This window comes from Sphingomonas glacialis (assembly GCF_006439055.1).
Lineage (GTDB): Bacteria > Pseudomonadota > Alphaproteobacteria > Sphingomonadales > Sphingomonadaceae > Sphingomonas > Sphingomonas glacialis_A.
Window position 1 is genome coordinate 167,099 of record NZ_RCZC01000003.1, and the last position, 20,191, is coordinate 187,289.

At 68.1% G+C, this 20,191-nt stretch carries 22 protein-coding genes and 1 tRNA gene; 10 read left to right on the forward strand and 13 right to left on the reverse strand.

Annotation, left to right across the window (positions count from 1 at the left end; all coding sequences use genetic code 11):
* Nucleotides 1-15: 15 nt before the first annotated feature.
* The gene (gene ssb / locus EAH76_RS12535; protein ID WP_140850616.1) at nucleotides 16-591 is read left to right on the forward strand and encodes a single-stranded DNA-binding protein; all 576 of its coding nucleotides are present in this window, start codon (nucleotides 16-18) and stop codon (nucleotides 589-591) included.
* A 32-nt stretch (nucleotides 592-623) separates the two neighbouring features.
* Entirely contained in the window at nucleotides 624-2,147 is a 1,524-nt protein-coding gene (locus tag EAH76_RS12540) for a PAS domain-containing protein (protein WP_241659680.1), read from the forward strand.
* Between the two features lie 37 nt (nucleotides 2,148-2,184).
* Here the strand turns inward: EAH76_RS12540 and EAH76_RS12545 are convergent, their stop codons facing one another.
* From EAH76_RS12545 to EAH76_RS12565, 5 genes are all read right to left on the reverse strand, one after another.
* The gene (locus EAH76_RS12545; RefSeq protein ID WP_140850617.1) at nucleotides 2,185-2,571 is read right to left on the reverse strand and encodes a response regulator; all 387 of its coding nucleotides are present in this window, start codon (nucleotides 2,569-2,571) and stop codon (nucleotides 2,185-2,187) included.
* A gap of 67 nt (nucleotides 2,572-2,638) precedes the next feature.
* Complete coding sequence (metW, locus tag EAH76_RS12550) at nucleotides 2,639-3,235, reverse strand: methionine biosynthesis protein MetW (protein WP_140850618.1); 597 nt, start codon at nucleotides 3,233-3,235, stop codon at nucleotides 2,639-2,641.
* Nucleotides 3,232-3,657 (reverse strand): GNAT family N-acetyltransferase, encoded by a 426-nt coding sequence (locus EAH76_RS12555; protein ID WP_140850619.1) that lies wholly within the window; start codon nucleotides 3,655-3,657, stop codon nucleotides 3,232-3,234. The genes metW and EAH76_RS12555 overlap by 4 nt, the downstream gene beginning before the upstream one ends.
* Nucleotides 3,654-4,787 carry a homoserine O-acetyltransferase MetX gene (metX, locus tag EAH76_RS12560; RefSeq protein ID WP_140850620.1) on the reverse strand — a complete coding sequence of 378 codons (1,134 nt, stop codon included), beginning with the start codon at nucleotides 4,785-4,787 and terminating at the stop codon, nucleotides 3,654-3,656. The genes EAH76_RS12555 and metX overlap by 4 nt, the downstream gene beginning before the upstream one ends.
* Before the next feature lie 26 nt (nucleotides 4,788-4,813).
* Entirely contained in the window at nucleotides 4,814-6,382 is a 1,569-nt protein-coding gene (locus EAH76_RS12565; RefSeq protein ID WP_140850621.1) for a flavin monoamine oxidase family protein, read from the reverse strand.
* Between the two features lie 97 nt (nucleotides 6,383-6,479).
* Between EAH76_RS12565 and EAH76_RS12570 the strand changes: the two genes are divergently transcribed.
* Nucleotides 6,480-7,388, forward strand: coding sequence for a prephenate/arogenate dehydrogenase family protein (locus EAH76_RS12570; RefSeq protein ID WP_140850622.1), 909 nt, complete (start codon nucleotides 6,480-6,482; stop codon nucleotides 7,386-7,388).
* 114 nt (nucleotides 7,389-7,502) lie between these two features.
* On the opposite strand, the gene EAH76_RS12575 is transcribed toward EAH76_RS12570, so the two are convergent.
* From EAH76_RS12575 to ftsE, 4 genes are read right to left on the reverse strand one after another with little or no spacing between them, the layout of a single operon-like run.
* A complete protein-coding gene (locus tag EAH76_RS12575) occupies nucleotides 7,503-8,213 on the reverse strand; it encodes a lysophospholipid acyltransferase family protein (RefSeq protein WP_140850623.1) in 711 nt (236 codons plus the stop codon).
* On the reverse strand, nucleotides 8,210-8,746 hold the full coding sequence (locus EAH76_RS12580) for a YdcF family protein (RefSeq protein ID WP_140850624.1): 537 nt from the start codon (nucleotides 8,744-8,746) through the stop codon (nucleotides 8,210-8,212). Before EAH76_RS12580 ends, EAH76_RS12575 begins: the two co-directional genes overlap by 4 nt.
* On the reverse strand, nucleotides 8,743-9,636 hold the full coding sequence (locus tag EAH76_RS12585) for a cell division protein FtsX (protein ID WP_140850625.1): 894 nt from the start codon (nucleotides 9,634-9,636) through the stop codon (nucleotides 8,743-8,745). The genes EAH76_RS12580 and EAH76_RS12585 overlap by 4 nt, the downstream gene beginning before the upstream one ends.
* Nucleotides 9,633-10,343 (reverse strand): cell division ATP-binding protein FtsE, encoded by a 711-nt coding sequence (gene ftsE / locus EAH76_RS12590; protein ID WP_140850626.1) that lies wholly within the window; start codon nucleotides 10,341-10,343, stop codon nucleotides 9,633-9,635. The genes EAH76_RS12585 and ftsE overlap by 4 nt, the downstream gene beginning before the upstream one ends.
* A gap of 166 nt (nucleotides 10,344-10,509) precedes the next feature.
* Here ftsE and EAH76_RS12595 point away from each other — a divergent pair, with 166 nt between their 5' ends.
* Nucleotides 10,510-11,211, forward strand: coding sequence for an MJ0042-type zinc finger domain-containing protein (locus tag EAH76_RS12595; RefSeq protein ID WP_140850627.1), 702 nt, complete (start codon nucleotides 10,510-10,512; stop codon nucleotides 11,209-11,211).
* Here the strand turns inward: EAH76_RS12595 and EAH76_RS12600 are convergent.
* Complete coding sequence (locus EAH76_RS12600) at nucleotides 11,183-12,541, reverse strand: MATE family efflux transporter (RefSeq protein WP_140850628.1); 1,359 nt, start codon at nucleotides 12,539-12,541, stop codon at nucleotides 11,183-11,185. The genes EAH76_RS12595 and EAH76_RS12600 overlap by 29 nt on opposite strands.
* 110 nt (nucleotides 12,542-12,651) lie before the next feature.
* Between EAH76_RS12600 and EAH76_RS12605 the strand changes: the two genes are divergently transcribed.
* From EAH76_RS12605 to EAH76_RS12630, 6 genes are all read left to right on the forward strand, one after another.
* Nucleotides 12,652-12,738, forward strand: a tRNA-Leu gene (locus tag EAH76_RS12605).
* 159 nt (nucleotides 12,739-12,897) lie between these two features.
* Nucleotides 12,898-13,971 carry a type III polyketide synthase gene (locus tag EAH76_RS12610; protein WP_140850629.1) on the forward strand — a complete coding sequence of 358 codons (1,074 nt, stop codon included), beginning with the start codon at nucleotides 12,898-12,900 and terminating at the stop codon, nucleotides 13,969-13,971.
* Entirely contained in the window at nucleotides 13,968-14,654 is a 687-nt protein-coding gene (locus tag EAH76_RS12615; protein WP_140850630.1) for a methyltransferase domain-containing protein, read from the forward strand. The genes EAH76_RS12610 and EAH76_RS12615 overlap by 4 nt, the downstream gene beginning before the upstream one ends.
* Nucleotides 14,633-15,751, forward strand: a complete 1,119-nt coding sequence (locus EAH76_RS12620; RefSeq protein ID WP_140850631.1) for an NAD(P)/FAD-dependent oxidoreductase — start codon at nucleotides 14,633-14,635, stop codon at nucleotides 15,749-15,751. Before EAH76_RS12615 ends, EAH76_RS12620 begins: the two co-directional genes overlap by 22 nt.
* A gap of 15 nt (nucleotides 15,752-15,766) precedes the next feature.
* The gene (gene msrB, locus EAH76_RS12625) at nucleotides 15,767-16,189 is read left to right on the forward strand and encodes a peptide-methionine (R)-S-oxide reductase MsrB (protein WP_140850632.1); all 423 of its coding nucleotides are present in this window, start codon (nucleotides 15,767-15,769) and stop codon (nucleotides 16,187-16,189) included.
* Nucleotides 16,190-16,245: 56 nt separating this feature from the next.
* Nucleotides 16,246-18,432 carry a transglycosylase domain-containing protein gene (locus tag EAH76_RS12630; RefSeq protein WP_140850633.1) on the forward strand — a complete coding sequence of 729 codons (2,187 nt, stop codon included), beginning with the start codon at nucleotides 16,246-16,248 and terminating at the stop codon, nucleotides 18,430-18,432.
* On the opposite strand, the gene EAH76_RS12635 is transcribed toward EAH76_RS12630, so the two are convergent.
* From EAH76_RS12635 to EAH76_RS12645, 3 genes are read right to left on the reverse strand one after another with little or no spacing between them, the layout of a single operon-like run.
* Nucleotides 18,408-19,082 (reverse strand): M48 family metallopeptidase, encoded by a 675-nt coding sequence (locus EAH76_RS12635; protein ID WP_140850634.1) that lies wholly within the window; start codon nucleotides 19,080-19,082, stop codon nucleotides 18,408-18,410. The two genes, EAH76_RS12630 and EAH76_RS12635, sit on opposite strands and share 25 nt — an antisense overlap.
* Complete coding sequence (locus EAH76_RS12640; protein ID WP_140850635.1) at nucleotides 19,079-19,510, reverse strand: YcgN family cysteine cluster protein; 432 nt, start codon at nucleotides 19,508-19,510, stop codon at nucleotides 19,079-19,081. The genes EAH76_RS12635 and EAH76_RS12640 overlap by 4 nt, the downstream gene beginning before the upstream one ends.
* Nucleotides 19,507-20,115, reverse strand: a complete 609-nt coding sequence (locus tag EAH76_RS12645) for an SCO family protein (RefSeq protein ID WP_140850636.1) — start codon at nucleotides 20,113-20,115, stop codon at nucleotides 19,507-19,509. The genes EAH76_RS12640 and EAH76_RS12645 overlap by 4 nt, the downstream gene beginning before the upstream one ends.
* Nucleotides 20,116-20,191 lie beyond the last annotated feature (76 nt).

A 20,191-nucleotide genomic window follows, 5' to 3' on the forward strand; every position in this document is an offset into this window, starting at 1 on the left:
GCGGGACTTACGGATATGGCGGGCGGCAGCGTCAACAAGGTGATCATCGTCGGCAATCTCGGGCGTGATCCCGAGAGCAAGTCGTTCCAGAACGGCGGCAAGGTCGTAAACCTGCGCATCGCCACGTCGGAGACGTGGAAGGACAAGAACACCGGAGAGCGCAAGGAACAGACCGAATGGCATTCGGTCGCGATCTTCAACGAAGCGCTGGGCGGCGTCGCCGAGCGCTATCTGCGCAAGGGCTCGAAGGTTTATATCGAGGGCGCGCTCAAGACGCGCAAATGGCAGGATGCCAGCGGTAACGACAAATATTCGACCGAGATCGTGCTGCAGGGCTTCAACGGTGTGCTGACGATGCTCGACGGCGCGCCCGGTTCGGGTGGCGGCGGTGGTGGCGGTGGTGGCGGCCAGCGCGACGATTTCGGCGGCAATGACGATTTTGGCGGTGGCGGTGGCGGTGGCGGTGGCGGCTATGGCAGCGGCCAGCGCGGTGGTGGCGGCGGCGCGGCACGCGGCGGCGGCGCCCCGGCGGGTGGCGGTGGCCAGCGCGGCGGCTTTGCCGACGATCTGGACGACGACGTGCCGTTCTGAACCGCGAGCGATCTGTCGCGTTGATGTCGGACATGACCCATTCTTCCGAACCGTCCGCATCGATGGCGCCTGGCTGGCGGATCGATGAACGAGCGCGTGTCGCGGCGATCGCCGAACATGATATCGAGTCGCTGCGCGACGATGCCGCCTTGCGCCGCATCACCGATTTCGCGGCGGCGCTGTGCGACGTGCCGATCGGTCTGGTCAGCATCGTCGAGACGGAGCGGCAGACCTTCCTGTCGCGCACCGGGCTCGACGTGTCGGAGACGCCGCGCGAGTCGTCGTTCTGCGCGCACGCGATGCTCGAGGACGACATCATGGTCATCCCCGACGCGACGCAGGACCCGCGCTTTGCCGACAATCCGCTCGTCATCGACGGGATCGGCATCCGCTTCTATGCCGGCGTGCCGTTGGTACGCGACGACGGCATCCCGCTCGGCTCGCTGTGCGTGATCGACACCGTTCCGCGCGAAGGGCTGACCGCGCTGCAACGCCAGGGGTTGCTGGTGCTGAGCGAAGATGTCTTGCGCCGGCTTGACGACAGCCGCTCGAGCGCCGCCTCGCGCGCCGCGATCGGCGATAGCGAGGGCCGTTTCCGCACGCTTGCCGACACGATGCCGCAGATGGTCTGGTCGACCCTGCCCGACGGCTTCCACGATTATTACAATGCGCGCTGGTACGAGTTCACCGGCGTCCCCGCCGGATCGACCGATGGCGAGGGCTGGGCCGGCATGTTCCATCCCGAGGATCAGGAGCGCGCCTGGGCGGTGTGGCAGCATTCGCTCGACACCGGCGAGCCGTATCAGATCGAATATCGCCTGCGCCGGTATGACGGGCAATATCGCTGGACGCTCGGCCGGGCGCTGCCGATCTATGACGAAAACGGCGCGATCGTCCGCTGGTTCGGCACGTGCACCGACATTCACGAGGGCAAGCTGGCGCGCGAGGAGCGCGAAGTCGTCGCGCAGGAACTGAGCCATCGCATCAAGAACATCTTCGCAGTGATATCGGGGCTGATCGGCTTTTCGGCGCGTTCGCATCCGGGATTTGCCGATGTCGCCGACGATTTGCGCGCCCGTGTCATCGCGCTGGGACGCGCGCATGATTTCGTCCGGCCGCATAGCGCGACGTCGCGCCCCGCCGCCGACCAGACCAGTCTCCAGGGCCTGCTGGCCGAATTGTTCGAACCCTATCAGTCGCGCACCGCGCCGCGCATCACCGTCAGCGGTGACGATGTCGCGATCGACGATCGCTCGGCGACGCCGCTCGCCTTGCTGTTCCATGAGCTGGCGACCAATGCGACCAAATACGGTGCCTTGTACCATGACGCGGGAACGGTGCGGGTCCATAGCCGTCGCGTGGGGGATCGCATCGTGATCGACTGGCACGAACGCGGCGGTCCGACGGTGGCCCAGCCGACCAAGACGGGATTCGGCTCGCAACTGATCGAATTGAGCGCGGTGCGCCAGCTGGCAGGTACCGTCGTGCAACGCTGGGACAGCGCTGGGCTCGAAGTCGAGATCACGCTCCCGGAGACTTCGCTCAGCCGCGGCTGATCGTCACCGCCGGGCGGTCGCGAACCTACTGTGCGCCTCAGGCGAGCGGGACGAAATCCGTGTGATCGACGACTTCCAAACCCGCGGTCGCCGCAGCGGCGGCGGCGAGGATCGCATCGGCGCGGAACGGCTTGCGGACATAGCCCACCGCGCCGCTCGGATGGGCGATCTGTCCTGGATTGGCGGTGACGAACACGACCTTGACGCCATAATCGCGCGCGAGCGTCCGGGCGAGTTCGGGGCCGGTCGGCCCATCGCGTAGGTTGATGTCGACCAGCGCGAAGCTGCAGTCCGCGGCGGCATCGAGCGCGCCCAGGCGGTCGGCGGCAATCGCCTTAACGGCATAGCCCGCGTCCATAAGAATCCGCTCGAGGTCGAGCGCGACGAATATTTCGTCTTCGACGATGAGGGCGGTGGCGGGCATGAACGCGAGGACCTTATTGTGTTACGAAATCAAGTAACCCCGCGCCCAACGCTTTGGTTCCTCGCGCTCAGTTCGGTTTGCGCAACAAGAAGACGGCATGTTCGGCAAAGATGTTCGCCGCCGCGGTCCCGGTGCGCTTGTCGCCCGAGAGGAACCACGCGCCCTCGACCGCAATGCCGCGCTCGCCCACGAAGCTGCGGAAATCGTCGATCGTGACATGGTGGATGTTGGGCGTGTCGTACCAGCGCTCGGGCAGCAGCCGCGTCACCGGCATCCGCCCGCCCAGCAGCAGCGACATGCGCACGCGCCAATGCGCGAAGTTCGGGAACGACACGAACGCCTGCCGGCCTACGCGCAGCAGATGATCGAGCACGACATCGGGCCGCTTGGCGGTCTGCAGCGTCTGGCTGAGGATCGCATAGTCGAAGCTCGCCTGCGGATATTCGGCGAGATCAACGTCGGCATCGCCCTGGATCACCGACAGCCCGCGCGAGACCGCCGCGGCGACATTGCCGGCATCGAGCTCGAGCCCGCGCGCATCGACGCGCTTGGTGTCGCGCAGCGCGGCCATCAGCGCGCCGTCGCCGCAGCCGACGTCGAGGATGCGCGTGCCCGGCGCAACATGCTCGGCGATGATCGCAAGATCGGGGCGGAGGTCGGTCATGTGCGCAGCGCCGCGGCGAACGCGGGGTCGAGCCGTTCCATATAGCGTTCGGGCCGGAGCGGCGCGTGGAAGCCGATCGCCTCGTAGACGCCGTGCGCGTCGGCCGTGACGAGCGCGATCCGGCGGATTCCCTGATAGTCGGGATGATCGACGAACCATTGCACCATCCGCCGTCCGAGCCCTTGCCCGCGCGCCGCCGCGTCGATCCAGACATCGGCGATCCAGGCAAAGGTCGCGCGATCGGTGATGGCGCGGGCATAGCCGATCTGCACGCCGTCGCGGTACGCGCCGAGACAATGCGACCCGGCGATCGCGCGCTCGACCAGGTCGCGGGCGATCCCCGGCGACCAATAGCTCGACGCCAGCCAGGCGTGGATCTGCGCCACGTCGAGCAGGGCCTTGTCGTCGGATAGCGTGATCATTCGCCCGCCCTCAGGAAGCCGTTGACGACACGGTTCATCTCGGGCGCTTCGAGCAGAAAGGCGTCGTGGCCGTACGGGCTCGACAATTCGACGAAGCTGACCGGCGCGCCGGCTGCGTTGAGCGCATGGACGATCGCGCGCGACTCAGCCGTTGGATAGAGCCAGTCGGTGTCGAAGCTGACCAAGCAGAAGCGCGCCTTGGTCGCGCGGAAGGCGTTGGCGAGCTGCCCGCCATGCTCGCCCGCGAGATCGAAATAATCCATCGCCCGCGTAATGTAGAGATACGAATTGGCGTCGAAGCGATCGACGAAGCTGATCCCCTGGTGGCGCAGATAGCTCTCGATCTGGAAATCGGCGTCGAAGCCGAAGCTGATTGCGCCATCGGGCCGATCGGGGCGCGCCTGCAGCCGGCGGCCGAACTTCTCGGTGAGGCCAGCCTCGGACAGATAGGTGATGTGCGCCGCCATCCGCGCAACCGCGAGCCCTGCGGCCGGCGGATCGCCGGCTTCGTAATAGGCGCCACCGCGCCATTTCGGATCGGCCATCACCGCCTGGCGCCCGACTTCGTGGAAGGCGATGTTCTGCGCGGTATGGCGCGCGGTCGAGGCGATCACCACCGCTGCGCGGACACGCTCGGGGAAGGTCGCGGGCCAGCTCACCGCCTGCATCCCACCCATCGACCCGCCGACGACGGCCTGCAGCGTCTCGATCCCGAGATGATCGAGCAGCATCGCCTGCGCGCGCACCATGTCGCGGATCGTGATGACGGGAAAGCTCATCCCCCACGGCGCGCCCGTCGCCGGGTTGATCGTGGCGGGGCCAGACGAGCCCATGCAGCTGCCGAGCACATTGGCACAGACGATGAAGTGCCGCTCCGGGTCGATCGGCTTGCCTGGGCCGACCATCCGCACCCACCAGCCGGGCTTGCCCGTCACCGGATGCGCCGAGGCGACATGCTGGTCGCCGGTCAGCGCGTGGCACAGCAGGATCGCGTTGCTGGCATCGGCGTTGAGCGTGCCATAGGTTTCGTAGGCGATCTCGACCGGCGACAGCAGCACGCCGCCATCGAGCCTGAGCGGCCCCGGCAGACTGACATGGCGGGCTAGCCCGAAACGCGGATCTTCGCTCATTCCCTGCGGTTAGGCCCGCGCAGGGCTCAACTCAAGCGGCGCGCATGCGCGCGCCCCGCGATGATCGTCTGCGCCGCCAGCCGCCCGGTCTGTGCGCTGCCGTTCATATAGCCGGGATAGGCATCCGACAGATGCTCGCCCGCGAACAGCACCGGGCCCGACGCGACCGGCGCCTTGGCCATGCCGTCGACCTCGGTCCAGATCAGCCGGCCGAAGCGCGTTAGCTGGCCGGGGCGGAAATTGACATAGGCGCCCATTGACATCGGATCACGGTGCCAGGTGCTGCGCCGTGCAAACGCGCTCGTCGCTGCGGTGATTCCGGGCAGCCCGGCTTCGGCTTGCGCGGCGAAGCGCTTGGCCAGCGCGGCGGGTTCGGGCGTATCGGCCGCCGCGACCTCGGCGCCGCCGAGGAACCAGGTCCACACATCGCCGCTCGCGCCGCGCCCACGTACGCTGCCGTCCCAGCCGCTCGCGACCCCGCCGCGCGGATTGGTCTGCCAGATCTCACCGCCGCGGCCCATCACCTTGTCCCATGGCCGCGCGCTCATCCCGGCCTGGACCTTCATGTTCACGCCGAGCCCGACCTCGGCGATGAAGCGCTTCCACAGCGGCGGCAGTGGGATGCGGAAATCGATCTTCCGCGTGATCGAGGCGGGCGTGGTGACGATGACGTTCGCGGCATCGACCGTCTTGCCATCCGAAAAAACGATCCGCACGCCCGGCCCGAACGGATCGACCCGCGTCACGCGGCGGTTGGTGGTGATCCGCCCGGTGAGCCGCGCCGCCATCGCCGCGATCAGCGCGCTGCTGCCGCCCTCGATCAGATAGCGTTCGTCGCTGCGGCTGAGCACGTCGATCCGCCGCCCCGAGATCGACGGCAGGTTGAAGATCAGCTCGATCGCCGAGGCCTGCCCCGGCTCGGCGCCATATTCGGTCCGCGCGGTCGCCTCCATCAGGTGGCGCACCCATGGGTCGGGCATCAGCGCGGCGTGCTTGTCGAGATAGGAGGTGAAGCTCATCGCATCGAGCTCGAGCGCTACCTTGGCGTAATTCTGGTCGAGCCGCACCGAATCAGCGTCGATCTGCCCAGCGATACCGCGCAACGCGCCGGCGAGCTTGCCCTCGGGGACTTCCTTGCCGTCGCTCAGGATGACCGTGCGATGCGGCGCGCCCTTGCGGTCGAGCAGGCCAAGCCCGAATTCACGCGTCAGCGTGTGCATGTCGGCATGGTCGGTGTTGACGAGCTGCCCGCCCGCCTCGACCGTCGGCTTGCCGGGTTCGCGCGCGGTGTACATCCGGCCGCCAAGCCGCGTGCGTGCCTCGTACAGCTGCGCGTCGATCCCGGCCTGCGTCAGGTGCCACAAGGCCGTCAGCCCGGCGATCCCGCCGCCGATGATCGCCACCGGGCCGCCGCCCGTCGCGGCAAAGGCAGGACGGGGTAGCGCCGCCGCGACGCCGCTCGCGCCCAGCGCCAGCAACACCGCACGGCGCGTCTGGCCGGTATCCCCTGCAACCGGCGGGGCAATGCCCGCCTCGCTCAGATTGGCCTGCCGCGCCGCTTCGAGCGCATGCCAGACCGTCTCGCCACCCCGCATTCCCGTCTCCCCGCTCGGCATCTCCTAGCAGGCGCGCGCGACAACGCCAGAGGCGCGCACCTTGCCATGACGCCAGCGATCCGCCATGCGGCGCGCCATGTTGCCCTTCGCCCGCGTCACCATCATCGGGATCGGCCTGATCGGATCCTCGATCGCGCGCGCCACGCGTGCCGCGATGCCGAGCGTCGCGCTGACCGGCTATGACGCCGATCCGGAAGTGCGCGAGATCGCCGAGCGGCTCGATATGTTCGACGATGTCGCGAGCAGCAGCGGCGCGGCGGTAATCGACGCCGACCTCGTCATCCTGTGCGTGCCGGTCGGCGCGATGGAAGCCGCCGCGCGCGAATTCGCCGCCGAGCTCCCCGCCGAAGCGGTGGTGAGCGATGTCGGGAGCTGCAAGGCCGAAGTCGTGCGCGCGCTGGCATCCGCGCTGCCGAACGCGACGATCGTGCCGGCGCATCCCGTCGCGGGGACCGAGCGCAGCGGGCCCGAGGCGGGCTTCGCCACGCTGTTCCACAAGCGCTGGTGCATCCTGACGCCACCCGAGGGTACCGATGCGCTCGCGGTCGAACGCGTCGCCGAATTCTGGCGGCGTCTGGGCGCCGAGATCGAGACGATGGCGCCCGACCATCACGACCGCGTGCTCGCGATCACCAGCCATCTGCCACACCTGATCGCCTATACGATCGTCGGCACCGCGTCGGATATGGAAGAGGTCACGCAGTCCGAAGTGATCAAATATTCGGCGGGTGGTTTTCGCGATTTCACGCGTATCGCGGCGTCGGACCCGACGATGTGGCGCGACGTGTTCCTCGCCAATCGCGAGGCGGTGCTCGACATGCTGCAGCGTTTCTCGGAGGATCTGTCGGCGCTGCAGCGCGCGATCCGTTGGGGCAAGGGCGACGAGCTGTTCGACCTGTTCACCAAGACGCGCGCGGTGCGGCGCGGGATCATCGAACAGGGGCAGGATGATCCGGCGCCCGATTTCGGGCGCACACACGAGTAGGATCGTTCCAAACCCACCGCCGTCACCCTCGCGAAAGCGAGGGTCCCGCTTCTTCTACTCAGCGCGGGCGCGGCAGCGGGATCCCCGCTTTCGAGGGGATGACGGGGATTTTTGTCAGTCGCGCGGCACATCCAGCGCGTTGATCGCGGCATGGACGCGGCGTTCGGCTTCTTCGCGCGGCAGCCCGGGCGGGATCGGATCGCCGAAGCGGAAGGTCACCGTGCCCGGCACCTTCGGCCCGTGCTTCGGCCATACCATCCCGCTGTCGATCGCCACCGGGACAACCGGGATCTTGAGCATCTGATACAGCCCCGCAAAGCCTGCGCGCAGCTCGGGCTGCTCGCCCGGCTCCACGCGCGTGCCTTCGGGAAAGATCAGGATCGAGCGTTTCGCCGAAAGCGCCGCGCGCGCATCGCGCAGCATCCGCCGTAATGCGCCCGCCGATGCCTCGCGATCGACGACGATGACGCCATAGCGCTTCGCGGCCCAGCCCCACACCGGAATGTCGGTCAGTTCCTGCTTCATCACGATCGCCGGATTGCGCAGCATCCGCCCGAGCTCGAGCGTCTCGTACATCGACTGGTGCTTGGCGGCGTAGAGCACCGGCGCGCCGCCGAACGCCATGTCGCCGAAGCGGCCGCCCTCGATCCGCTGGTGGATGTCGAGGATATGGCGCGTCGTCCAACCGTGCCAGCGCGTCCAGAAATGCGTGTGCGCGACGAGCGCGCGCCAGCTGATCAGCGCCGAGATCGGCGTGGTCATGACGATCGGCACCGAGCCGCCGTAGAAGAACAGCTTGAACAGGAGGTTTCGCAGCGCGATCATAAGACGGCCTTCATCAACAACGCCGCGCGCCGTACCAGCAATTTGTTATATTCGCCGACCAGCAGCGCGTAGCGCGGGGTGCTCGGCACGCCGTCGCCGATCACACTCGCATCGCCGTCGAGCGCACTGACGAGTTCGAGCTTGGCGCGGGCAAGGTGCCAGTCTGACGTCACCAGCCGAACCGATGTGTATTTGTGATCGCGCACCCAATCCGCGGTCTCGTCGGCGTTCGAGCGCGTGTCGACGGCTTCGTGGCCGAGATCGATGCAGCAACGGAACAGCGATGGGCTGACACGATATTCGTGCGCGAGCTCGCCCGGGCGCACTTCGGGCGCGACACCGCTGATCAGCATCCGCTGCCCGGCATGCGCCTTGAGCAAGGCGAGCCCACGGTCGATCCGCCCCGCCCCACCGGTCAGCACGACGATCGCGTCGGTCTTTGGGCCGGCCACCGGCGCGGGCATCGTCTTGAGGAAGATCGCGAAGCCGATCCCGTAGAGCAAAGCCAGCACGGCGAGGATGCGCAGGATCATAGATATTTGCCGAGCGTGCCGAGCACCGCCTGGCGCGCGGCGAAGGTAGCCAGGACGGCAAAGGCGATCGGCAGGCAGCCAAGCACGATCCAGTCGCGCGTGCTGAGCGCCAGGCCGGCAAGGAGGTCGGAGCCGAGCGCGCGCAATTGCCACCCGATCACGCCGACCGTGACCAGCGCGAGCGCGGTGCCGAGCAACCCGCCGAGCAGCGTGTCGAGCGCGATTCGACGCTGGAACAGTCGCGCGACCTGGACGTCGGTCGAGCCCAGCATGTGGAGCACCTCGATCGTCGCACGATGCGTCTCTAGCCCGGCACGCGCCGCGAGGATCACCACCGCCGCGGTCGCCGCCGCCATCAGCAGGACGAGCCCGCCCGCGAGCCAGCTTACCATCGCCATGAAATCGCGCACCGGCGACATCCAGCTTTCGTGCCGGTCGATCCGCGCCGAGGGCGCGACCTGGCGCACCGCTGCGCGCACGCGCGCGACCGCGGCGGCGTCGACCACGCGCAGATCGACGTCGATCATCGCCGGGATCGGCAGATCGGGATCGGCCGCATCGCTGCCGAGCCACGGCCGCAGCAGCGTCGCGAGCTTGGCAGGAGTGACCTCGGTCGCGCGCGTCACCTCGCGGGTCGATTTGAGCGCGGCAAGTGCGCGGGCGGCCTGATCGAGCCGCTTGGCCTCGACCGGCTCGACGATCTGCACCGTCAGCCGCCCGGCGAGCTGGCGGTCGAGCAAGGCGGCTGCCCCGAGCGTCCCCAGCCCCAGCGCCGCCGCCAGCACCGTCAGAAACAGCATGATCGCCATGATCCAGGTCATCACCCGCGTGCCGCGGCTTTCGTCGAGCAGGCGCCGGTCGGCGGTCGAGGCGATCAACGCGACGCTCATTCGCCGTTCGCGGGCGGCGGCGGGAAGCGCAGCGAGCCCGTCGGATCGAGCAGACGGCCCTTGTCGAGCCGCATCATGTGCGCGTTCTGGATTCGGCCGAGCAGGTGGAAATCGTGCGTCGCGACGACGACGGTCGTGCCGAGCCGATTGAGCGAGTCGAACAGATGCAGCAACCGCTCGGCCATATCGGGGTCGACGTTGCCGGTCGGCTCGTCGGCGACGAGGATTTCGGGCCGACCGATCACCGCGCGCGCGATCGCGACGCGCTGCTGTTCGCCGCCCGACAGCGTCGGCGGCTTGGCGTCGATCCGGTCGCTCAGCCCCACCCAGGCGAGCATTTCGCGCACCGGCGCATCCACATCGCTTTCGGGCACGCCCGAGACGCGCAACGGCAGCGCGATATTGTCGAATGCCGAGAGATGCGGGACGAGCCGGAAATCCTGGAACACCACGCCGATCCGCCGCCGAAACCCCGGCAAGCGCCCGCGCGGCAGCGTCACCGCATCCTCGCCGAACAGCCGGATATTGCCGCGCGTCGGGCGCTGCGCGAGATAGAGCAGCCGCAGCAGCGAGGTCTTCCCCGCGCCAGACGCGCCGGTCAGAAAATAGAACGCGCCGCTCGACAGGGTGAAGCTGACATCGGTCAACGTCTCCTGACTGGTGCCGTAGCGCAGCCCCACATTCTCGAACTGGACGATATTCGCCATGGTGGCGCGTGTTGCTCGCTTTTTGACCCTATGCCCCTTGTGTGCATCGCACGATCCGCCACGCCGCCACAAGCGGGCACGCATCGCGGTGCTTGCAGCCGATCCGGGAAAGGCGTAGATTTCGAGACACGTTGCCAGCGGTCGGCAACGGGGCCAAAGCCATATCATGATCCTCGAATGTACCGAGTGCCACACGCGTTACCTCGTTCCCGACACTGCGATCGGGCCCGATGGCCGCACCGTGCGCTGCGCCAGCTGCAAGCATAGCTGGTTCCAGGAAGGCGTTGCTGCCGGGGATCTGGAGGACGTCAGCGTGGCGCCCCTCGCGCAAATGCCGGCCGAAGCGCCTGTCGCCGACTCGCCACCGCCGGTCGAGCCGCCAAGCCCGGTCGAGCCTGGCGTGCCGAGCTACGACGCCTTTGCCCACGCGCCGCCGTTTCGCGCGCGCCGCAATCCGGCGAAGCGCTGGACGGTGGCCGCGCTCGCTGCGGGCGTCGTGATGCTCGCCGCATTCGGCGGCATCGTCTATTCGGGCGCGCCAGGGCTCGCCAGCGACCTGTTCCAGCCCAATACCGGCACCCCGCTCAAGATCGTCAGCAAGCCGATCGACCAGCATGTCTTCAACGGCAACGAAATCTTCGCGGTGAGCGGCACCGTGCTCAACCCGACCGATTCGCCGCAGCCGGTGCCCGACATCCGCGCCGACCTGCGCGATGCGCAGCGCCGGATCGTGTTCAGCTGGATGATCCGGCCCGAGGCGAACACGCTCGCGCCGAGGGGCAAGCTCGAATTCAACAGCGCCAAGCTCGACGTCCCCGTCAACGCCAAGGAACTGGTGCTCAGCTTTTCCGGCGAAACCGCGCACTGATCAGCGCGAAGCGCGCGCCGTGGAGCAGCGTCGCGGCGACCATCCCGACGCCCGAGGCATAGACCAGCCCGATCGGCCCCGCGCCGTGCTGCACCAGCAGCCAGCCCGCCCCGCCGGTGATGAGGAAGAAGGCGAGGATGCTGTTGATCCCCGTCACCACCTGATCGCCGAGCGAGCGCAGCGTATAGACGATCACGACCTGCACCCCGTCGAACAGGATGAACGGCGCCCAGACCGGCAGCATCGCCAGCGCCACGCCGTGGACGCCCGCGGCGGCAGGAAAGAGCGCGACGATCATGCCGCGCCCGAGCACGATCAGCGTCGCCAACGCAGCCGTCGTCAGCGCTGCCAGCGCCATCGCAATCAGCGCGCGCGGGATCGCCAGCGCCGGAGTCCCCGCGCCGACCGCATTGCCGGCGCGGACTCCCGCTGCCGATCCCAGCCCCAGTGCAACGCCGAACACGACATTGTGCACCGCGAACACGATCTGGAAGGCATGCGCAGTCACCGCACCGAAATCGGTCGACAGCGCGATGAGAATCGAGAAGCCGGCGAGTTCGAGCCCCGAGGCGAGCGCAGGCACGATGCCGAATCGCGCGAGACGCCCCGCCCCGCGCAGCGCCGCAGCCCACGCCGCGCCCGACAGATCGCGCACGCCGCGTTCGCGCGCCTGCGGCAGCGTCCACGCCGCACCGAGCATCGCCAGCGCGCCGAGCGTTGACGCCATGGCCGTCGCCAGCGCCGCCCCCACGGCGCCAAGCGCCGGAAAGCCGAGATGCCCGCCCGACCATGCCCAGGCGAGCAGCGCGTTGAGCGGCAGCACCGCTAGGTTGACGCTCATCACGCGGCGCGGCCGCGCGATGCCTTCGAGGAAGAAGCTAGCGGCGATCATCGCCAGCTGCGTCGGATAGCACAGCGCCATCACCCGCACGACGCGCGCGGCCGGTCCGATCAGCGCGGGGGCGACGCCGATCGCCGCCAGCAGCCGCTCGGCGAACAGTCCGAAGCCGAGCGCGCCGGCCAGCCCCAGCAGCAGCGCGAGCACCAGCCCCGCGCGCAGCGTCGCGCCGGTCTCGGGCGAGTCCTTCGCCCCGTCGGCGCGCGCGGTGAACACCAGCGTACCCGACAGCCAGGCGAGCCCGCCGACGATCGTCACGAAGGTCAAGGCGCGGCTCGCCCCCAGCGCGGCGACCTGGTCGGTCCCGGTCAGCCCGACCACGACGATGTCCGTCACGCTCAGAATCGTCCAGTTGAGGCTGGTCAGCATCACCGGCCATGCAAGCGCGAGAATGCGGCGCGTTTCGTCGAGCAGGGGGCGGTGGCGCGGCATCCCGCGCTGCTACGCTGATCGCAATCGATGCGATAGGCGTTGCGCTCCCCGAAAGCCTTTGCTAGGGGCGCTCGCCTACCAGCTGCCGGGTTCGCCCGGCGATGTTACGTGCGGCCGTGGCGGAACTGGTAGACGCGCAACGTTGAGGTCGTTGTGGGCGAAAGCCCGTGGAAGTTCGAGTCTTCTCGGCCGCACCACTTTTTCTGGATATCGCCGCCACGCACGAGACATCGTGCCGTGGCGGTCGGTCCTCTCCCCCCTGATAGATGCGGATTCTGCGGCCCCTTGCGGATCGTACGGGCTGGCGTAGCGTTGTCTCCGAACCGGCCGTACCGCCGACCTCGTGAAAGCCTCGCTTGCCTAGCACCGCTCATATCACCGCGATCGGCACCGCCGTTCCGGACCACGACATTCATCATGCCTTTATCGACTGGGCACGTGCGCGCTTGCCCGAGTCGCGCTCGGCCAAGATTTTCGATCGGATGGCGGGTCGCGCCGGGATCGGCCATCGCTGGTCGGTGCTCCCGATCGGCGACGATGGCGGGTCGCCGGTCGATGCCGGCGGCTTCTATGCGCGCAATCTGTTGCCCGGCACCGCCGAGCGGATGCAGCTCTACGCGCGATTCGCCCCGGCGCTGAGCCTCGCCGCGATCGACGCGTTGCGGGCGCAAGTCCCGCTCGACGGGATCACGCATCTCGTCGTGGCGAGCTGCACCGGCTTCGTTGCGCCCGGGATCGACCAGATCGTCGCCGCGCGACTCGGGCTCGATCCATCGGTCGAGCGGCTGCTGGTCGGCTTCATGGGCTGCTATGCCGCGGTCGCCGCGTTGCGCAGCGCGCGTCACATCGTGCGGTCGGATCCTGATGCGCGCGTGCTGGTCATCTGCGTCGAGCTGTCGACCTTGCATCTCCAGGACACGCCGGCGCTCGAACCGCTGCTCGCGATGCTGCAATTCGGCGACGGCGCGGCGGCCGCGCTGGTCACCGCCGAGCCGCATGGTCTCGCGCTCGGCCAGCCTTTTGCGACCACCCTCCCCGATTCGGCAGAGCTGATTCGCTGGGACATCACCGATAGCGGGTTTGCGATGCATCTGTCGGGCGAAGTCCCGGCGCGCATCGCCGCCGGGCTTAGCGATCCGACCTTCGCCGCCGCCGCCACCGGCGGGCGGGCTCCGTCCGACATCGACGGCTGGGCGGTCCATGCCGGCGGGCGTTCGATCCTCGATGCGGTCGAGACCAGCCTCGCTTTGCCCGCCGATGCGCTGGCGGCGTCGCGCGGCGTGCTCGCCGACAATGGCAACATGTCGTCGGCGACGTTGATGTTCGTGCTCGCGCGGCTGCTCGCGGGGCCGCCGATCCGCGAGGGCGTCGCGCTGGCGTTCGGCCCAGGGCTCGCTGCCGAGGGCTTCGGCTTTCGGAGCGCCGCGTGATGCTCGAGCGTCGCGCCATCGCCGAAGAGCTGATGGATGCCGACGATCTGGCGCCCGACACCTATGCCGCGGTCGTCGGCGATCTCGCCAAGGTTAATGTCGTGACGATGGCGGCGCGCCCGACGCTCGATTTCCTGCGGCGTAGCACGGTGGGCCGCACGCATTTCAAGCTGCTCGACATCGGGTTCGGCGACGGCGACATGCTGCGCCGGATCGCGCGCTGGGCGGCGCGGCGCGGGATCAACGCCGAGCTGGTCGGGGTCGATCTCAACCCCCGCAGCGCGCGCGCCGCCGTGGCGCACACGCCCGCCGACTTGCCGATTCGCTACCTCACTGGCGACTATGCCGATCTTGCCGGGCAAGGTTGGGATTTCGTCGTGTCGAGCCTCGTCGCGCATCACATGGACCATGACCAACTGATCGCCTTCCTGCGCTTCATGGCGGCCGAGAGCGCACGCGGCTGGCTGGTCAACGATCTTCATCGCCACGGCTTCGCCTATCGCGGCTTCCCGTTGCTCGCGACGCTCGCGCGCTGGCACCCGATCGTGCGGCATGACGGCACGCTGTCGATCGCGCGCTCGTATCGCCCGGCCGAATGGCCCCCGATCCTCGCCGAAGCCGGCGTTTCCGCGCGCGTCTATCGCGCCTTTCCGTTTCGGTTATGCGTCGAACAGCTGCGCTGATCCTCGGCGGCGGGCCGGCGGGCGCGAGCGCCGCGATCGTCCTCGCGCGCGCCGGCGCACCGCATCTGCTCGTCGAGCGCAGCCGCGAGACGGGCGATGCGATCTGTGGCGGCTTTCTGAGCTGGCGCACGCTCGAGTCGCTCGCGCGGCTCGGCGTTGCGCCCGAGGCGCTCGGCCCCGCGCGCGTCACCACGGTGCGGGTGCTTTCGGGCGACCGCGTCGTCGAGACACGGCTGCCGCGTCCGGCGCATGGCGTGTCGCGGCATCTGCTCGACACCGTCCTGCTCGCGCGCGCCATCGAAGCCGGTTCGGCGGTCGAGCGCGGCGTTACCGTGCGCGGGCTCGATGGGCTGACTGCGCGGCTCGACGATGGCGCGGATCTCGCTGCCGACACGCTGTTCCTCGCCAGCGGTAAGCATGACGTCCGCGGCGCGGCACGCCCCGCCGAAGCGCGCGGCAGCGATCCCGTGCTCGGCCTGCGCGTGCGCATTCCGGCAGCACCCGGGCTCGACGCACTGATCGGCGAGTCGATCGAGCTCCATCTGTTCGATCGCGGCTATGTCGGGATCGTCCGGCAGGAGGATGGCAGCGCGAATTGCTGCCTCGCGGTCCACCGTTCGGCGCTGATCGAAGCCGGCAGCCCCGCCGCGTTGCTCGACAAACTCGGACGCGACCATCCCCGGCTGGGCGACCGCTTCGCCTATCGCAGCGGCAGCGAGGCGATCGATGCGATCGCCAATGTGCCCTATGGCTGGCGCGCGTTGCACGGCGAACCCGCGCTGTTCCGGCTCGGCGATCAGGCTGGCGTCATTCCGTCGCTCGCCGGCGAAGGCATGGGGATCGCGATCGCCAGTGGCATTCGCGCAGGCCATGCCTATTTAGAGGGCGGTGCGGCCGCTGCCCCCGGCTTCCAGCAGGGATTTGCGCGCGCCACCGCCAGACCGATCCGTCTTGCCGGACTCGTCCGCGATGCGGCCGAACGCCCGACCCTCACCGGGCTCGCGCTTCCGCTGCTGCGGCAGGTCCCGGGACTGATCGAGATTATCGCATCCTTGACCCGGATCGGCCATTCGCGGCTTGACCGGACGCTTCGCTAATTGGAAAATATCGCCATGGATCACATCACCCTGTCCGAAACCGAGTGGCGCAAGAAATTGAGCCCAGAGGCCTATCACGTGCTGCGCGAAGCCGGCACGGAGCGCGCCTTTTCCGGGCGTTACGACAATAACAAGGCCGACGGCATCTATCGCTGCGGCGGTTGTGCGCTGCCCTTGTTCGATTCGGCGGACAAATACGATTCGGGGTCGGGCTGGCCGAGCTTCACCCAGCCAATCTCGCCCGAGCACGTCGTCGAGCATAGCGACGTCAGCCACGGTATGGTCCGCACCGAAGCGCGCTGCGCCCGCTGCGACGGGCATCTCGGCCATGTTTTCCCCGATGGCCCGCCGCCGACCGGCCTGCGCTATTGCATGAACTCGCTCAGCCTCGACTTTCGCGGCCGGGAGAGCGCGGGCAGCGACGAGACGAAGGACTGACCTAGCCGGCTACGGCTTGTCGGGATGACCGGCAAAGCCTAACGCTACGCTGCTTCATGGCACGCTCCTCCGCTCCCTCGCCACGCTCCAAACGCGCGCCCGCCTGGCGCCGCTGGACCGTCTTCGTCCTGCAGATCGGCGCGGGGCTTGCTGTCCTCGCGGCCGCCGTGCTCGCGATCACCGTCTATGTGTCCGAAGGCCAGCTGCCGACGTTCGACGCGTTGAAATCGTCGCCCAACGGCCAGATGATCCGCGTCCATGCCGCCGATGGCACGGTGATCGTCTCGATGGGGCCGAGCTTTGGCGAATGGCTGCCGTACGATCGTATCCCGAGAGTGATGCGCGACGCGATGATCTCGGTCGAGGACCGTCGCTTCCGCTCGCATATCGGGGTCGATCCGATCGGCATGGTGCGTTCGGTCCAGGTGCGCTTCGAACGCGGCCATTGGCGGCAGGGCGGATCGACGATCACGCAGCAGCTCGCGCGCAATATCTTCCTCAATTCGAACAAGCAGTGGGGCCGTAAGGTCCGCGAGGGCATCATCGCGCTCGCGCTCGAGCGCAAGTTCAGCAAGGATGAGGTGCTCGAGCTCTACCTCAACAAGGTCTATTTCGGCGGCGGCGCTTACGGAATCGATGCGGCGTCGCGCAAATTCTTCGGCCATGGCGCCGATCATCTCAGCCTGACCGAGGCGGCGGTGATCGCCGGCCTGGTCAAGGCACCCTCCAATTACTCGCCGACCGCCGATATCGAGGCTGCGCGCGGGCGCGCGGGCGTCGTGCTCAAGCTGATGCAGGAAACCGGCGCGATCAGCCAGTCCGAGGCGGATGAGGCTCAGATCGACAAGGTCGCCTTCGTACCCGAGGCGCGGCAGAACAGCGTGCGCTATTTCACCGACTGGGCGCTGCCACAGCTCGAGATGCTGATCGACGAGACGCAGCGTCCGCTCGAAGTGTGGACGACGCTCGATCTCAACATGCAGCGCGCCGCCGATGCCGCGATCCAGCAGAACGCCCCGCGCGGTGCCCAGGGCGCACTCGTAGCGATCGACCGCGACGGAGCCGTGCGCGCGATGGTGGGCGGAACCGATTATGTCAGCTCGATCTACAATCGTGCGACCCAGGCGGTCCGCCAGCCTGGTTCGGCGTTCAAGCTGTTCGTCTATCTCGCCGCGCTCGAGGCGGGCCACAAGCCCGAGGATTCTATCGTCGACGAGCCGGTGACGATCGACGGCTGGAGCCCACGCAACGATTCACGCCGCAACAGCGGTGCGGTCAGCCTGCGCACGGCGTTTGCCTACTCGCTCAACACCGTCGCGGCCAAGCTCGGCCAGGAAGTCGGCTTCGCGACCGTCGCCGACATGGCGCGGCGCTTTGGCATCACGACCAAGGTCAACGTTCATCCCTCGATGGTGCTCGGCACCTCCGAAGTGCGGCTGATCGACATGACGCGCGCCTTTGCCAGCGTCGGCAACAAGGGGGTCGCGGTGACCCCCTATGGTATCACCAAGGTGACCGCGTCGGGCGAGACGATCTATGCGCAATCGGTCGATACCAGCCATGTGTTGGTCGCACCCTATGTCGCTGCCGAGATGACCGATCTGCTCCAGACCACGGTCAATACGGGCACGGGCAAGGCCGCGCAGATCGGTCGCCCGGTCGCGGGCAAGACCGGCACGACGACGTCGAGCAAGGACGGCTGGTTCCTCGGCTTCTCGAGCGGGCTCACCACCGGCGTGTGGATGGGTCGCGACGATGCCAAGCCGATCGCCGGGCTCCACGGCGGCACCGCGCCGGCCAAGGCATTCGCCGCCTTCATGCGCAGCGCGGTCGCCCGGCGCCCGGTCGAGCAGTTCGACACCAAGGTGACGCTGCCCGAGTTCCAGCTCGAACCAGACCAGGAATCGTATTTCGGCGAGGCCGATAACGGCCTGTTCGTCGATGAAAACGGCAACCCGGTCGAGTCGGGCCGTGCGCCGCAGGCCGAGCAGCAGGTCGATGCCGACGGCAATCCGATCGCGCCGCGGAGCGCCGATCCGCGCATCGCGCGCGGTGCGGAACAACAGCCGGCGCAGGAGCGGCCGGACGATACGCAGAAGCTCGACCAGGGCTGGCTCGACCATGTCCTAGGGCGTGACGCCCCCCGCCCGGCCCCAGCCCCGACGCGTGCCCCGCGCGACCGGCCGGCGATCACCCCGCCCGACCGCTATGACGACCGTCAGGACTCGCGGCCGACCCAGTGAAGCGCTGCGCCGTTGGCACGCAGCCAGCGGCGCGACTCATCGGGATCGCGCTCGTCGAGCAGTTCGAGCACGCGGTAGAAGCGCGCGCTGTGATCCATATGCAGCCGGTGCGCGACTTCATGCGCGACGGTTGAGCGACGGACGTAATCGGGCATCAGGATGAGCCGCCAGCTGTAGCGGATCGTCCCGGAGGATGCGCAGCTTCCCCAGCGCGTCTTGGGATCGCCGATGGCGACCTTGCTGACGGTGACACCGGCGCGCGCGGCGAATTCAGCCGTCTCGCTGCTCAGCACCCGCAATGCCTCGCGCTTGAGCCACGCCGCGATCCGGCGAGGAAGTCCGTCGAGCGGACCGCCACAGAGCAGGCGCTCGCCGTCCTGCTTGACGGTTCGCGGTGCCGCCGGATCCCACACGATCGTCAGCGCGCCGTCCCCGAACGGGATCATCCCGCCCGGGGCGAAGGGCTGCGCCTGCGGCAATCGCGCGCGCTGTTCGGCGATCCAGCCGGCCTTCTCCTCCGCCCAGGCTAGCGCCTTCTTGAGCGGGGCTCGCGGCGGAAGTACGAGGCGGACGCGTCCGGTCGCGCTATCGACCGACAGCCGCGCGCGGCGCGCGCGCGCGTTGCGAACGACCTCGATCGCCGCGGTCACAATTCCCGGTCGACCAGATGATATTCAAGCTCGCCGGCATCGTCTTCGGAGATCGTCCAGCCGCGCACCGATTGTCCCGCCCGGTGCACCGACTCGCGGTCGCCCGAGACGAGATAATGCCACTCGTACAGTGGCTCGTCCGCGGCACGGAGCCGATAGGCGCAGGTCGCCGGCAGCCAGTCGATCGTCCGGACATTGGCGCGGCTGAGCCGGACGCACTCGCTGACATAAGCGTGGCGATGCTTGTAGTTCGAGCATTGCGCAGTCGCGCGGTCGAGCAGGCGGCACGAGACGTTGGTCGGGAGCAGTTCGCCCGTCTCCTCATCCTCGAGCTTGTGGACGCAGCATTTGCCGCAGCCGTCGCACAGCGCTTCCCATTGGCCGCGATCGAGCGTGTCGATCGGTTCTTCCCAGAATTTGCCGCTCATTTCACCCACCGCTCGAGCTCGGCCGCGACATCGCGCGGGGTCTTGTCTGCTGGAAGCAAAACGACGGGCTTGCCCGCCGGGTCCATCAGGATCGCGAAACGGCTGTGGGCGACGAGATAGCCGCCTTCGGCATTCGGTTTCTCGACATCGGCGGTAACCCCGTACGCTTTGGCGGCCGCGGCGATCGCTTCGGGCGAACCAGTCAGGCCGATCATGCGTGGATGGAAGGCCGCGGTATAGGCTTTGAGGACCGTCGACGTATCGCGCTTCGGATCGACGGTGACGAAGATCGGCACGACCTCCGCCGCGCGCTTGGCATCCTGCGCTTCGAACAGACGAAGGCCTGCGCCGATCGTCTGCAGATCGGTTGGGCAGACATCGGGGCAGAAGGTGTAGCCGAAATACATGATGCGATAGCGGCCCGCGAAATCGCGGTCAGTGCGCGGCTTTCCATCCTGGTCAATCAGGCGGAATGGACCGCCGATCCTCACGCCGTCAAGCGGTGCGCGAGTCGGTGGAGCTGACCCGCTGCAACCGGCCGCGGATACGGTCAGCAGCAGCGCACCCAGCGTGCGGGCAATCTGGTTCATGGCGCCGCCAGCCATGATCTGTTAGGTCGATTCACGCAAGCTTTTGAGCTTCTTCCCGATCGTGTCGTTCGACCCAGCCAGGATCTTCTCG

What these genes read in the sequence shown, in the direction of transcription:
- ssb (WP_140850616.1), top strand. Translation starts at nt 16, where the DNA reads ATGGCGGGCGGCAGCGTCAACAAGGTGATCATCGTCGGCAATCTCGGG.
- EAH76_RS12540 (WP_241659680.1), top strand. Translation starts at nt 624, where the DNA reads ATGACCCATTCTTCCGAACCGTCCGCATCGATGGCGCCTGGCTGGCGG.
- EAH76_RS12545 (WP_140850617.1), bottom strand. Translation starts at nt 2,571, where the DNA reads ATGCCCGCCACCGCCCTCATCGTCGAAGACGAAATATTCGTCGCGCTC.
- metW (WP_140850618.1), bottom strand. Translation starts at nt 3,235, where the DNA reads ATGACCGACCTCCGCCCCGATCTTGCGATCATCGCCGAGCATGTTGCG.
- EAH76_RS12555 (WP_140850619.1), bottom strand. Translation starts at nt 3,657, where the DNA reads ATGATCACGCTATCCGACGACAAGGCCCTGCTCGACGTGGCGCAGATC.
- metX (WP_140850620.1), bottom strand. Translation starts at nt 4,787, where the DNA reads ATGAGCGAAGATCCGCGTTTCGGGCTAGCCCGCCATGTCAGTCTGCCG.
- EAH76_RS12565 (WP_140850621.1), bottom strand. Translation starts at nt 6,382, where the DNA reads ATGCGGGGTGGCGAGACGGTCTGGCATGCGCTCGAAGCGGCGCGGCAG.
- EAH76_RS12570 (WP_140850622.1), top strand. Translation starts at nt 6,480, where the DNA reads ATGTTGCCCTTCGCCCGCGTCACCATCATCGGGATCGGCCTGATCGGA.
- EAH76_RS12575 (WP_140850623.1), bottom strand. Translation starts at nt 8,213, where the DNA reads ATGATCGCGCTGCGAAACCTCCTGTTCAAGCTGTTCTTCTACGGCGGC.
- EAH76_RS12580 (WP_140850624.1), bottom strand. Translation starts at nt 8,746, where the DNA reads ATGATCCTGCGCATCCTCGCCGTGCTGGCTTTGCTCTACGGGATCGGC.
- EAH76_RS12585 (WP_140850625.1), bottom strand. Translation starts at nt 9,636, where the DNA reads ATGAGCGTCGCGTTGATCGCCTCGACCGCCGACCGGCGCCTGCTCGAC.
- ftsE (WP_140850626.1), bottom strand. Translation starts at nt 10,343, where the DNA reads ATGGCGAATATCGTCCAGTTCGAGAATGTGGGGCTGCGCTACGGCACC.
- EAH76_RS12595 (WP_140850627.1), top strand. Translation starts at nt 10,510, where the DNA reads ATGATCCTCGAATGTACCGAGTGCCACACGCGTTACCTCGTTCCCGAC.
- EAH76_RS12600 (WP_140850628.1), bottom strand. Translation starts at nt 12,541, where the DNA reads ATGCCGCGCCACCGCCCCCTGCTCGACGAAACGCGCCGCATTCTCGCG.
- EAH76_RS12620 (WP_140850631.1), top strand. Translation starts at nt 14,633, where the DNA reads ATGCGTCGAACAGCTGCGCTGATCCTCGGCGGCGGGCCGGCGGGCGCG.
- msrB (WP_140850632.1), top strand. Translation starts at nt 15,767, where the DNA reads ATGGATCACATCACCCTGTCCGAAACCGAGTGGCGCAAGAAATTGAGC.
- EAH76_RS12630 (WP_140850633.1), top strand. Translation starts at nt 16,246, where the DNA reads ATGGCACGCTCCTCCGCTCCCTCGCCACGCTCCAAACGCGCGCCCGCC.
- EAH76_RS12640 (WP_140850635.1), bottom strand. Translation starts at nt 19,510, where the DNA reads ATGAGCGGCAAATTCTGGGAAGAACCGATCGACACGCTCGATCGCGGC.
- EAH76_RS12645 (WP_140850636.1), bottom strand. Translation starts at nt 20,115, where the DNA reads ATGGCTGGCGGCGCCATGAACCAGATTGCCCGCACGCTGGGTGCGCTG.